This window comes from Methanosarcina subterranea, from assembly GCF_055385895.1.
Map to the genome: position 1 here is coordinate 639,908 of NZ_AP042426.1, position 11,626 is coordinate 651,533.

General features: G+C 43.3%; 11 protein-coding genes. 6 read left to right on the forward strand and 5 right to left on the reverse strand.

Translation table 11 applies throughout. The annotated features are described in order from the left end of the window. Window positions 1-469 precede the first annotated feature (469 nt). Window positions 470-1,792 carry an NAD(P)/FAD-dependent oxidoreductase gene (locus ACZ5A8_RS02740; protein WP_464532065.1) on the reverse strand — a complete coding sequence of 441 codons (1,323 nt, stop codon included), beginning with the start codon at window positions 1,790-1,792 and terminating at the stop codon, window positions 470-472. A gap of 286 nt (window positions 1,793-2,078) precedes the next feature. Here ACZ5A8_RS02740 and ACZ5A8_RS02745 point away from each other — a divergent pair, with 286 nt between their 5' ends. Beyond that, a complete protein-coding gene (locus ACZ5A8_RS02745; protein ID WP_464532066.1) occupies window positions 2,079-4,841 on the forward strand; it encodes a cation-translocating P-type ATPase in 2,763 nt (920 codons plus the stop codon). Between the two features lie 72 nt (window positions 4,842-4,913). Here the strand turns inward: ACZ5A8_RS02745 and ACZ5A8_RS02750 are convergent, their stop codons facing one another. The 3 genes from ACZ5A8_RS02750 to ACZ5A8_RS02760 form a co-directional block, all read right to left on the reverse strand. Beyond that, complete coding sequence (locus tag ACZ5A8_RS02750; protein ID WP_464532068.1) at window positions 4,914-6,059, reverse strand: cation:proton antiporter; 1,146 nt, start codon at window positions 6,057-6,059, stop codon at window positions 4,914-4,916. 192 nt (window positions 6,060-6,251) lie between these two features. Beyond that, window positions 6,252-6,872, reverse strand: coding sequence for a CBS domain-containing protein (locus ACZ5A8_RS02755; protein WP_464532069.1), 621 nt, complete (start codon window positions 6,870-6,872; stop codon window positions 6,252-6,254). Between the two features lie 116 nt (window positions 6,873-6,988). Next, on the reverse strand, window positions 6,989-8,581 hold the full coding sequence (locus tag ACZ5A8_RS02760) for a flippase activity-associated protein Agl23 (RefSeq protein ID WP_464532071.1): 1,593 nt from the start codon (window positions 8,579-8,581) through the stop codon (window positions 6,989-6,991). A gap of 80 nt (window positions 8,582-8,661) precedes the next feature. Between ACZ5A8_RS02760 and ACZ5A8_RS02765 the strand changes: the two genes are divergently transcribed. The 5 genes from ACZ5A8_RS02765 to ACZ5A8_RS02785 all read left to right on the forward strand — a co-directional run bounded on the left by ACZ5A8_RS02765 (window position 8,662) and on the right by ACZ5A8_RS02785 (window position 11,209). Then, entirely contained in the window at window positions 8,662-8,955 is a 294-nt protein-coding gene (locus tag ACZ5A8_RS02765) for a ubiquitin-like small modifier protein 1 (RefSeq protein ID WP_464532072.1), read from the forward strand. A gap of 21 nt (window positions 8,956-8,976) precedes the next feature. Beyond that, entirely contained in the window at window positions 8,977-10,170 is a 1,194-nt protein-coding gene (locus ACZ5A8_RS02770; protein ID WP_464532073.1) for a molybdopterin molybdotransferase MoeA, read from the forward strand. 163 nt (window positions 10,171-10,333) lie between these two features. Further along, window positions 10,334-10,714 carry a fluoride efflux transporter CrcB gene (gene crcB, locus ACZ5A8_RS02775; protein WP_464532074.1) on the forward strand — a complete coding sequence of 127 codons (381 nt, stop codon included), beginning with the start codon at window positions 10,334-10,336 and terminating at the stop codon, window positions 10,712-10,714. Between the two features lie 2 nt (window positions 10,715-10,716). Continuing rightward, the gene (gene crcB / locus ACZ5A8_RS02780; RefSeq protein ID WP_464532076.1) at window positions 10,717-11,085 is read left to right on the forward strand and encodes a fluoride efflux transporter CrcB; all 369 of its coding nucleotides are present in this window, start codon (window positions 10,717-10,719) and stop codon (window positions 11,083-11,085) included. Further along, window positions 11,060-11,209: a hypothetical protein gene (locus ACZ5A8_RS02785; RefSeq protein WP_464532077.1), complete on the forward strand. Its 150-nt coding sequence runs from the start codon at window positions 11,060-11,062 to the stop codon at window positions 11,207-11,209. Before crcB (ACZ5A8_RS02780) ends, ACZ5A8_RS02785 begins: the two co-directional genes overlap by 26 nt. 192 nt (window positions 11,210-11,401) lie before the next feature. On the opposite strand, the gene ACZ5A8_RS02790 is transcribed toward ACZ5A8_RS02785, so the two are convergent. Beyond that, on the reverse strand, window positions 11,402-11,575 hold the full coding sequence (locus ACZ5A8_RS02790; RefSeq protein ID WP_162197436.1) for a DUF5350 domain-containing protein: 174 nt from the start codon (window positions 11,573-11,575) through the stop codon (window positions 11,402-11,404). Between the last annotated feature and the right edge of the window lie 51 nt (window positions 11,576-11,626).

Sequence of the window (11,626 nt, forward strand, 5' to 3'; positions counted from 1 at the left end):
AGACAGGCAGCCTTGCAGAAAGAAATTCTGCAGGCACAGACAGTATAATATCATCCCTTAGGCTATATAATAGTTCGTCCGAAGGGATTGTTTTGAGTTAAATATTCTCATTAATATACATAACTTTATTTTTCAGATTTTATATTTAAGCCTGAATGGTCCCCGATAAATCAATTAATATTATTCAGCATACTCGAAAAGAGATTCTCCTATTTTTATCCTTTCGCCGCGCTGGTATATAACCGGCCCGCAAGTAAAGTGTGAAAAACAACAGTATAGCCAATAATATTAAGAAAAGTTGATACTATAGAAAGTATGCCTGGGTTGGGAATACTTTTCTTAATCCCGAAACCACTTTTCTGCTCGTTTTTCTGGTCATTTTACTTCTCTGTTATTTTCCAGCTTCTCATAAGTTACTCACTCCACCTGCTGCTTTTTACTTTCTTTTTTACCGGGTTTTAGTTTCTTGTTATTTACTTTTAATTTCTTTTTCTTTCATGAGTAGCTCCGCCGATTCAAACCCTGCTTTCACCGAGCCGTTCATGCTCCTTTCCGGGTAATTGGTTGAAGAGAACATTCCTGCAAGGTAGAGTCCGTAAGGACCTGCAGCAAAAGGAAGTACTTTTTCAAGATAACCCTGTTCGTATACGGGAGCAGTATCTATTCTACGGTAGAGCTTTGTCCAGCGGACCCTACTTCTTGAGAATTCGGGAAACATTCTTTCGAGCCCTTTCAGATAAGATTCTATAACATCTTCTTCTTTTTGTGTCCAGAGAGTGCTCTTTTTGTTCTGGAAGTAAGATGTTACGTACACAAGGTGTTCTCCATAATCTTCAAAAGGCACGTAATTAGTATGTTCGATTACGGCTCCAAAAGGCACATCTGCTTTTATGTTCAACCAGTAATTTCCATTTTTCATGAGCCTTACGTCAAGTCCTATCAGAGCGCATGCTGTTCCTTGATAACGGATATCCCTTAGGGTTTCATGCAGAGTTCCAAGCTTGCCTCCGGTGATTGCATCCAGTACCACTGGTTCTACAGTTGAAATAACTGCGTCGCAGGCGATGAATTCCCCACCAGTTACCACTCCCTGTACGGCATTGTCTTTAATCACAATTTCCGTTACTTCCCTGCCTGTTCTAATTTCTCCTCCGTTTGCAGTTATTTCCCCTGCCAGGGCTTCTACAAGGGAATTAAACCCTCCTCGCATGTATCCCAGTTTCTCTCCTTCTTTTCCCCTATCAGACCTTATTTTCACCCTTCCGATAAGCCATGCAGCAGAAACACTGTCGGCATTGTCTCCGAATTTACTTTTCATAAGAGGAGCAAAAAAGTTTTCGTACACAGACTTTCCTGCAGTATCGAGAATCCAGTCCTTTGCCTTTATCCTGTCATAAGGAGTTGTGTCTTTTATCAGTCTGATCCTGAAGACCAGCAGGCCAAGCTTTACCAGGTCAAGCGTGGAAAGAGGTTTAAAATGCAGGATCTCAAAAGGTGTACTCATAGGGTAGTTTTTACCGTCCACGAAATAGGCGTTTTTTGCTTCCAGCCACAGCATCTTCTTTTCGAGCCCTAGTTCTTTTATAAGGGTAAGAAGTTCGGAATCACTTCTAAATATATGATGGTAGTACCTTTCAATAAAATATTTTTTTCCGGAGTGTTCCAGACAGTAGCTTGCTGCCATTCCCCCAATATCCGGATCTCTTTCAAAAACGATTACTTCGTTAGATTTACAGAGTCTGTAACCTGCTGACAAACCTGCAAGCCCGCTTCCGATTATTACTATTTTCATGCTATACTTTTTCCTTCTGTTCCTTAAATTTTTTTAAACTAATCCCTGATAATTGGTATTTTAATCCCTGATAATTGGTATTTACAATTATGTGATTTCTATATAAAGAAATAGATAGATTTAACATTTTTTTCCAGGAAAATATTTTGTAGAATTACAAATTACATAAAAACCCCTTTGCATATCGATGTGTCTAACCGCTATATATACATTAAACTCATTCATATTAAAGCACAGGGCATGCTAAGTTCAGAGATGTCTCATTAAAAAGAAGTGAGGGTAAGGGTTGTACTACGATCAGGAAATTAGCTCGGTTTTTGAGAAGCTCAGGACATCAGAAAAAGGCCTGGACTCCGGGGAAGTCGAAAAGAGACTGGAAGAATATGGAAAAAATGAACTTAAAGAAAAAGAAAAAGTCCCTATCTTTCGACTTCTTCTCTCACAATTCAAAAGTATTTTAATCGCTATCCTGATAATTGCTTCCATTGTGTCGGCTATACTCGGTGAGGCCATTGATGCAGTAGTGATTTTATTTACTGTTTTTCTTGCTGGAATTCTAGGTTTTGTGCAGGAGTACAGGGCTGAAAAAGCGATCGAACTTCTTAAGTCCCTGACATCTCTGGAAGCAGTAGTAATAAGGAATGGGGCTGAAAAAAAGATCCCATCAACAGAACTGGTTCCCGGTGATATTCTTCTGCTTCAGACCGGAGACCGCATCCCTGCAGATGCCAGGCTAATTAAAGAGTATAATATCAAAGTTGATGAGTCCTCGCTTACAGGGGAATCCGTGCCTGTCCAGAAAACTCCCGATGTTCTACCTGCTGACACTCCTGAGGCTGACAGAAAAAATATGGTCTATGCAGGGACTGCAGTTGCCTATGGAAGAGGAAAAGCTGTTGTCACGACAACAGGCATGAAAACTTCTTTTGGAGAGCTTGCCGGGCTTCTCGGGACAATAGAAAGATCCAGAACCCCTCTGCAGGAAAGCCTTGATAAATTCGGCAGGTGGATTGGCGCGGCAACTCTTGTAATCGTAGCTTTTGTTGCAGTGCTCGGCGTCTTTTCCGGCTTTCCCCCTATCGACATGTTTCTCTGGGGCGTTGCGCTCGCAGTTGCCGCTATTCCTGAAGCCCTTCCTGCAGTCGTCACAGTAGGGCTAGGGCTCGGAGTAAGGCGCATGGTCAAAAGGCATGCCCTTATAAGAAAACTGCCTTCAGTAGAAACCCTGGGTGCTACGGATATTATCTGTACCGACAAGACAGGCACGCTCACTCAGAACAAAATGACGGTTGAGGGGATATATGTTAATGGGACGGTTCTCAAGGTAACGGGAGTCGGGTATAATCCTGAGGGGAAATTTCTAAAAGGCAGTTCAGAAAAAGGTGATTCTGAAAAAGGTGATTCCGAAGTACCGGAGGATGATAAGAATCTTCGAGTACTTTTACTCGGGGCTGCTCTGTGCAACGATTCAAATTTTTATAAAGAAGAAGATAGATGGAAAATTACAGGGGATCCGACAGAAGCAGCTCTAGTAGTCGCTGCGGCAAAGGCTGGACTTGAAAAATCCGAACTTGATCAAAAGTATCCGAGACTTGCGGAAATCCCTTTCTCTTCCGAAAGTAAGAGAATGACAACCTTCAATAAGCTGGAGGACGGTCCGGGCGATTTTCTGGATTCCGAGCTCGTGGCTTTCTCAAAAGGAGCTCCTGAGGTAATTCTTGGCTCATGTACAAAGATTCTTCTCAACGGTGAAATAAAAGATTTAACTCCAGAACAGAGGCAGGAAATCTCCGAGCAGGTTAAAGAACTCGCTAATCAGGCTCTAAGGGTTATGGCCCTTTCTTTCCGTCCGTTTGATGAAGGTTTTTCTCCAGAAAAAGTCTCTTCCGGGGAAATTCCTGCAGAAAAGGTCGAAGAAGACATGGTCTTTTCAGGGTTAATTGGCATGAGAGACCCTCCAAGAGAAGAAGCGAAAGCTGCAATCAAAACCTGTGAGGATGCCGGCATAAAGACTGTAATGATAACTGGAGACCATAAGGTTACAGCAGCTGCAATTGCAAGAGAACTCGGGATTTTGAAAGAAAACGACCTTACTCTTACTGGTTCGGAACTTGACAGCCTTGACGAGAGCGAATTTGAGGCAAGAGTTGAAAAGGTCTCGGTTTACGCTCGGGTTTATCCTGCTCATAAACTGAGGGTGGTAAAAGCTCTTAAGAAGAAGGGTTATGTTGTAGCAATGACCGGAGATGGGGTTAATGATGCGCCTGCTCTGAAAGCTGCTGATATGGGCATAGCAATGGGCATTACAGGCACTGACGTCAGCAAAGAAGCCTCAAGCATGATCCTGACCGATGATAACTTTGCATCCATTGTCTCAGCGGTTGAAGAAGGACGAAATATATTTAAGAATATTAAGAATTTCATCACCTACGGACTCACAGCCCATATAGGAGAAGTCCTGATTGTCCTCATAGTAATTCTAGGCTGGCAGATCCTTCCTTTGCTTGCCGTACAGATCCTGTGGATTAACCTGATAACGGATGGTCTCCCTCCGATGGCTCTTTCTGTTGAACCTCCTGACAGGGGGCTTATGAAACAGAAGCCAAGGAACGTTGAGGAAGGGCTTATCACCCGCCGTGAAATCGTTGCCGGGCTGGGATTGGGAGGGCTTATCGCCTCTCAGGCACTGATACTTTTAGTCTGGTCCCTGGATAATGGTTTTTCTATTTCGAAACTGCAGACTATGGTCTTTACACTCGTTGTCTTTTCAGAGATGTTCAATGCATTCAACTGGCGTTCTGATAAGTATTCGGTTTTTTCTCTGGGGCTTTTTACAAACAAAGCTCTGGTCTATGCGGTCCTGACCACAGTGGCCCTGCAGTTGATGGTGATTTACGTCCCGTTCCTCCAATTTGCTTTCAGGACAGTTCCCCTTTCACTTTCTGAGTGGGGAGTCATACTGGCTTTAGCTTCCACCACACTTATTTCGATGGAGATTATAAAGTACCTGAACTCCAGGAAGAGCGCTGATAAAAAGGAATATGTATAAAAATGGGTATCTTTTCCGGCTCTAAGTCTTAATAGATACCCTATTTCCTTTCTATTTTGGATAGTTGTGTCCTTATTCCACACTTATTTCTCTATCTGTTTTATTTTTTCTTTCAGTTTGAATTGCGAACTTCAACGCTGAAGGTGAAATCAGAATGGATATAACCACCATAAGCACTACCGCCGAAAATATTTCCTGATTGATGATCTCCAGGTCCCTGCCTATGGTTAGCACGACAAGTTCTACCCCTGCTCTGGGCATGACTCCTACCCCGAAAATAAAGCTTTCGTAAAAATCAAAACCTATAGCTTTTGATCCTATAAAACCCCCTATTAGCTTTCCTGAAAGGGCGAGGAAGATGACCACGAGGGCAAAGAGACCTGTATTTCCCAGGGTGTACAGGTCAATTGAAAAGCCTATGAATGCGAAAAAGAGTGGGATCAAAATTCCATAAGCTAGCCCTTCCACTTTGCTCTGCACATCCTGGAGCTTGGCAAGGGGGATTTCCGATATTAATATTCCTCCTATGAAAGCTCCTATTGTTGCATGAAGCTCAAAAAACTCTGCAAGATAGGCAGAAAAAAGGGCTACCATGACCACAAGGGAAAATACTGTTTCTTTTGCATGCATTTTCTGAGCATAGCCAAAAATCCTGGGAAATAAGTATTTTCCGAGAATATACATAATCAGCAGAAAAAGCAGAATTTTTCCTGCAATCGTAAGAATACCCAGAATTGAAGGCGCACGGTTGAAGCGGGCAAAGGTGACCACTACAGAGAGCAAAAAAATCCCTATTATATCGTCCAGGATCGCCGAGGAGAGCATTACTGTGCCTGGCTTGCTGGAAAGATAATTCAGGTCTATGAGGGTCCTGATCACCACCCCTATACTTGTCGGGCTGAAAGCAACCGCCATAAAAAGGCTCTGAAGAAAAGTAAAATTAAAAATCCTTCCGAGCAAAAAACCGAAAGCAAAGGCAAAAATAATCTGGGAAAGCGTAGGGACAAGGGCAGTTAATGATGCGGATTTCAGTTCCTTGAAGTTAACCTCTTTATATCCTGCAGTGAAAAGAAGAAAAATCGAACCGAGTTCGGCAAAGAAGACAATTACTCCGGTCTCTATGTCAAGAAAAAGTACTCCAAATGATATTCCAGCCAGAATCTCTCCCATAACTGAGGGGACACCAATTCTCTCTGCTGCCTCACCCAGTATTTTCACGCTGAAAATAAGAAATAATATTTGAAACAGAGCACTTATGGCTGTAACCCCCTTACTTTTTCTTACCTCAACCCTGTCTAAATTATCTGTTACTTAAGACTCTTCAGAGGCGTCTTTCACTTCCTTTTACTCCCCTCTTAGCCTTTATTTCTTTAACTCCCTTCTTTACCTCCTTTTTCTAATTCTCCTTTATCAGTCCTCTTTTTCCTTAGAGCCTTCTTTTTTTCTTCTTCTGCAAATCTCTTTTACGAGGTCTCTCTTGGATATGATCCCTACAAGTTTTCCATCATCATTGACATATATATGGTCAAACCTGTGCTTCATCATAAGATCAGAGGCATCCTTCAGTGTGGATTTCAGAGAGATTGTCACAGGATGCTTAATCATAATTTCTTTTGCATTTTCTCCCAGAGACCTTCTAGCTGTAAAAGGCGTGTGTTTCTCTCTGGGCATCAGGCACAAAAGCAGAATCTCAAGAATGATGTCCAGGTCAATAATGCCTGCAAGCTCCCCTTTATTATTAACTACTGGCAGGGTATGGTAAGGATGTTTTGCAAAAAGTGAAAATACTTCTTCAACAGGTGCATCTTCATTTACTGTTACCAGGTCTCTGGTCATAAGCTCTTCAATCGTCATCCAGAGGCAGCCTTCAGATCCCTTAACGATTGATTCGAAAAATGCTTCTGAGTTTTGAGAAGATTCCTGAGAAGCCTCCGAAAGTTCGTCTCCTTTTCGGAAACTTTTTTCAGGTTCTGCATTATCGATGCCGTTTTTTCCAGAGTTTTTTCCCTGTGTAAAACTCTTTACCAGCATGAACACCCCACCCACAGCTATCTTTATATCCCGATTCTTTCTGTTCCTACACTTACTATGTGAATCTTTATTTATATAAAAAACCCAGAATTTCAGTTTCGCTGCCTGAAAAAGGATTATTCGGTTTTTTCAAGTTTGTTCTTATAATAGAGGGTGAAATCTCGTCCCGGGCGCAGAGTAAAGTTGTAAGAGGAATATTCTTCTTCAGGGATTTCCCTGTACATATCGTAGGATATGGGCACGATTATAGCATCATATTTACTGCTATCGGGTAGTTTTGAAGAGTACCCTATTTTCTCATAGTCTCGCAGGTACCAGGGCAGGGGCCAGTACAGTTGATTCGGATCGACCACGTAAAGCCTCAGGGTTTCAGGCCTTCGGTCGAATCCCTCTATCTTTTCCATGAGCTCGCGAATCTCTGGAGAGGCCTGCGTGTATGTGATCAGTTCAGCCGGTTCCATACTGCGGTAATAGTTTACTGAAATGCACTGACCTATAGAGATCAGCAGAGTGAGCGCCAGAATTCCTGCCAGTAGAGTGCTGGTTTTGCCAGAATAATTTGCCTGTTTAGGTTTTCCGCCTTCAGTATCCCGGGAAAATACCTCTCCAAGGAGAGCTCCTGCAAGGAGTCCGAAAGGCAGGACGATATGTACGACAAGCCAGGGGACTTTTTCCTGCAGATAAGAATAGAGCAGCAGGCTGGTAAGTGCCCAGTAACAGAGAAAAAGGAAAAATGAATAATTCTGTCCTTTACCTCGCCCTTTATTTACCAGAAAATGGACAAAGCCCGCAGTCCCAAAGAGTATAACCGGAATCTCATATCTAAAAAGAATGGGGAGATAATAGTAAAAAGGACCTCCTATCCTCTCTATCCTGTGCATTTCCATCCAGTGGTTAAAAGCTCTTTCCACGATTGAAAACAGGGATACATCGTTCCTGAAAAAGCTGGAGTAAAAAAACAATATGATAAAAACGGACAATGCTCCTGAAAGAAGGAGCTCAGGAAGGTAAGGTAAAAGAGCTGAAATTTTACGGAGAAGAGTCTTCTGCAGCCCCACTCCTTCTTTTTTCCAGTCTGAATAAATCCAGTATAGTAAGCCCAGTCCGGAGTAAGCCCCGAAAATGAGGATGATAAGATAGGCATTTTCTTTTGAAGACACGGCAAGGGCAAGAGCTGATGCTGCCAGGATGAGGTAAGGGTATCGCTTTGAGCTGTGAATATTGTCGAGATAGCGGAATGCGCCTGCAACAATAGCCAGGGTACAGAATATAATTATCATATCATTTCTGAAGAACCTTGAAAAGTATACCATGCCTGGAGAAAATGCAAGCAGAAACATTGACCAGAGCACTCCGTTTTTTCCCAGTTCTTTTCTCAGCAAGAAGAGCAAAAGAAGAGTTGCAACTCCGAAAAAGACAGGAACCAGGCGGGCTGTTGCATCATTTATTCCCAGAAAATGGAAGATGGCTGCAGTAGAATGAAAGAGAAAAGGACCATGGTAGGCTGGATTATAACTGTACTCTCCGTGTTCGAGCAGTTTGAGGGTAAAACTGGCATGTACGCTTTCATCATGATGGAAAACCCTCTCCCCAAGCTTAAATAGCCTGAGCGTCAGAGCAAAAAACACAATCAGAAGCCCGAGAAGCCAGTACTTTTTATCCGAGAGCCCCGATGAATTTGCGGTTTTGTTATCTGGACTTTGCTGCATTGTTTCCCAAACCTTCCGGTGATGACTTCTTCTTATGAGGCATAGGTATATTTAAGGAGTAGGATGAAATAGTCTTCCTCATGGCTGAAGTAAAGGTTAAGTTATTTGCAAATCTGCGTGAGGCAGCAGGCACACCTGAACTCCTGCTTTCCGGAGAAAAGGTTATCGATGTCCTTTTATCCCTCACTGAGAGATATCCTGACTTAAAAAACCTTATTTTTGAAAAACCAGATGTAAAGGATGAAAGCCCGGTTCTTTGCGGTTCCATTAATATCCTTGTCAACGGAAATAATGTCCGGCACCTTGAAGGGCTTGACACTCTCCTTAAAGACTCGGATGAAATTGGAGTTCTGCCTCCTGTTTCCGGAGGATGATTTTTTTCAGGGGGCGAGGATATGGGCAGGATATTCAAAGAACGCACTTCAGTTGATGAAGCTTTACAGCTTTTCCTTGAAAACATTTCTCCTCTCAGGCACACCGATGAAGTGCCACTTGAAGCCTGTGCTGGCAGGGTACTTGCAGGGTCTGTAGTTTCCGGGAGAGATGTCCCTCATTACAGGCGTGCTGCAATGGACGGATACGCTGTAAGGGCATCTGATACACAGGGCTCCTCTCCTGCAAATCCCGTGCTCTTACAGCTTTCTGACAGTATAGAGGAAGGAACTTCTATGTGGGTTCATACCGGAGCTGCCCTGCCTGACGGGGCTGATGCAGTTGTAATGGTTGAGGACACTGTTACAGCCGGGGATATGGTTGAGATAAGGGCTCAGGTTTATCCTGGAAGGAACGTCGGGCAGATTGGAGAGGACATAAAAACAGAAGATCTGGTTTTTGAAAAGGGGCATCTCCTTCGTCCCTGTGATGCTGCAGTCCTTGCATCCCTCGGGCTTGACAGGGTGAGTGTTTTCCGAAAACCTGTGGTTGCAATTATCCCTACAGGAGACGAGCTGGTAAGCCGTGAGAAAGCTGACGAAGTCCCCCCGCCTGGGATGGTAATTGAAACCAATGGGCTTATGGCTACCCTTTATATGAACCTGTGGGGTGGGATTCCCAGATGCACAGGAATCGTGCCTGATCGCCCTGAGAGCATAAAAGAAGCAGTAGAGGCAAACCTTGACGCTGACATGATCCTCCTTTCAGGTGGGACTTCGGTCGGTAAAAGAGACCATGCTCCGGGAGTTGTGGAATCCCTGGGAAAACTGCTTGTTCACGGCGTCGGTCTCAGCCCTGGAAAACCTGCAGCCCTTGGTGTGATAAGTAAAACTCCAGTGGTTTGTCTTCCAGGCTACCCGGTTGCCGGTCTTGTTGCCCTTTATTTCTTTGTCCGCCCTGGAATCCGAAAACTGGGCTCGATACCTGAAATGCCGGAAATTGTCCTTCGAAAGCGCCTGGCTGCAAAAATAAGTTCAAAAATAGGATACGTCAACTTCATCCGTGTTGTCTTTGAAGGGGACAGGGTGCGCCCGCTTATGGGGGCTGGGGCAGGAGTTCTGAGTTCGGTTGCAAAGGCTGACGGTTATGTACTCGTTCCTGAGCATGTGGAAGGCTATGAGGAAGGACAGGAAGTAGATGTCTTCCTTATCGAATAATTGTCTTCCTCATCAATAAAACAGATAAACAGAGACGAATTCGGCTAACTCTTTTTATTTTTTCGCTCTCTGGAAATGAATAAAACTTTATACTAACAGGAGGTAGAAGGAACGACGTAACCGTCCTTTACTCCATTTTTTACTAACAATATAAGTGAAGAAAATGCCCTCTCCAGATAAAGAAATGGACAAGATTTTTCTAATAGGAGCTGGCGGCTTTCTGGGAGCAGTTTGCCGATTTTTGCTCTGCGAGCTTGTGGAAGGGCAGCTTGGCATCTTGTCTGTAAACGTACTCGGGAGTTTCATGCTGGGCATGATAATGTATGACACTGAGTACCTGGGATTCATAGGCCCTAAAGGAAGGATCGCATTCGGGACCGGATTTATGGGAGCATTTACGACCTTCTCTACATTTGCAGTCCAGTCTTTCAGCATGCCTTTTATTCCTGCCCTTGGAAACATCAGTGCCAATCTCTTTCTGACCCTTACGGGCGTATTCTTTGGCAGGAGCATTATAAAAGCCCTCTCGAATAGGGAGACCTGATCATGTTTCCCGTTTCAAGCCTTGGGGAGCTCTTTTTAATAGGTACGGGCGGCTTTATAGGGGCATCTCTCCGCTATACTATCTCAAGCCGCATACCAAAAATCCGGAATATTCCGGCAGGAACCCTTATAGTAAATTTTCTGGGCAGTATGGTGCTTGCTCTCCTTACTTTTTCCTCTGAGCCGGAATCAATGGTCTATCTGGTGAACATAGGAATTCTCGGCTCCTTCACAACTTTTTCAACCTTTGCCTATGAAACTTTCAAGCTGTTCGAAGAAGGGCAAAACATCTCATTTTTTCTCAATATCTTTCTAAATGTTATTCTCTGCCTACTGGGGGTAAGCATTGCGTATCTTGCCCTCAGGTTTTGATCTTAAAATTATTCCTCCGGCAGGCGAAGAAGGTCCAGATGAAGAAGGTTCAGATGAAGAAGGTTCGGATGAAGAAGATTTTAAAATGGTTGTTTCAAGTTTTTCTGTCTGCTTAAGCTATTAATTTTAATTTGTTCTTTTTATGAAGCATCAGCTATTAGAAGCAGCGAATTTAAAAACATCAATTAAAATAGGGTTCTGGAGATTCGAGGTCGGTATTGCCTGGAGTAAACTAGCTCCTTTAATTCACGTAAAAAAGGCTAGCAAATAGCTAAAAAATATAACTAAAAAAGTAAAAATAGAAAAGCCCTTAAAATCACTTTACAAGGGCTTTTGCAGATCTTCTTATGAAGCGCCTCTTGTGACCTGAAGAGGTGAAGCGCTGTGAAGGTCCTGGGTGTGCTTTCTGAGCTTTCGATTTCGGGACCTTAATTACTCTGCCTTTTCTGCCTTTTACCTTTACCCAATCAATGCTGCCGGTTTTGCCCATTATCATTCCTCGTTGATTTTGATTTGAATTTATTCTGTATTTGCTTTAATT

Excerpts from the sequence above, each read along its gene's own strand:
- ACZ5A8_RS02740 (WP_464532065.1), bottom strand. The coding sequence starts at position 1,792 with ATGAAAATAGTAATAATCGGAAGCGGGCTTGCAGGTTTGTCAGCAGGT.
- ACZ5A8_RS02755 (WP_464532069.1), bottom strand. The coding sequence starts at position 6,872 with ATGCTGGTAAAGAGTTTTACACAGGGAAAAAACTCTGGAAAAAACGGC.
- ACZ5A8_RS02760 (WP_464532071.1), bottom strand. The coding sequence starts at position 8,581 with ATGCAGCAAAGTCCAGATAACAAAACCGCAAATTCATCGGGGCTCTCG.
- ACZ5A8_RS02765 (WP_464532072.1), top strand. The coding sequence starts at position 8,662 with ATGGCTGAAGTAAAGGTTAAGTTATTTGCAAATCTGCGTGAGGCAGCA.
- ACZ5A8_RS02770 (WP_464532073.1), top strand. The coding sequence starts at position 8,977 with ATGGGCAGGATATTCAAAGAACGCACTTCAGTTGATGAAGCTTTACAG.
- crcB (WP_464532074.1), top strand. The coding sequence starts at position 10,334 with ATGCCCTCTCCAGATAAAGAAATGGACAAGATTTTTCTAATAGGAGCT.
- crcB (WP_464532076.1), top strand. The coding sequence starts at position 10,717 with ATGTTTCCCGTTTCAAGCCTTGGGGAGCTCTTTTTAATAGGTACGGGC.
- ACZ5A8_RS02790 (WP_162197436.1), bottom strand. The coding sequence starts at position 11,575 with ATGGGCAAAACCGGCAGCATTGATTGGGTAAAGGTAAAAGGCAGAAAA.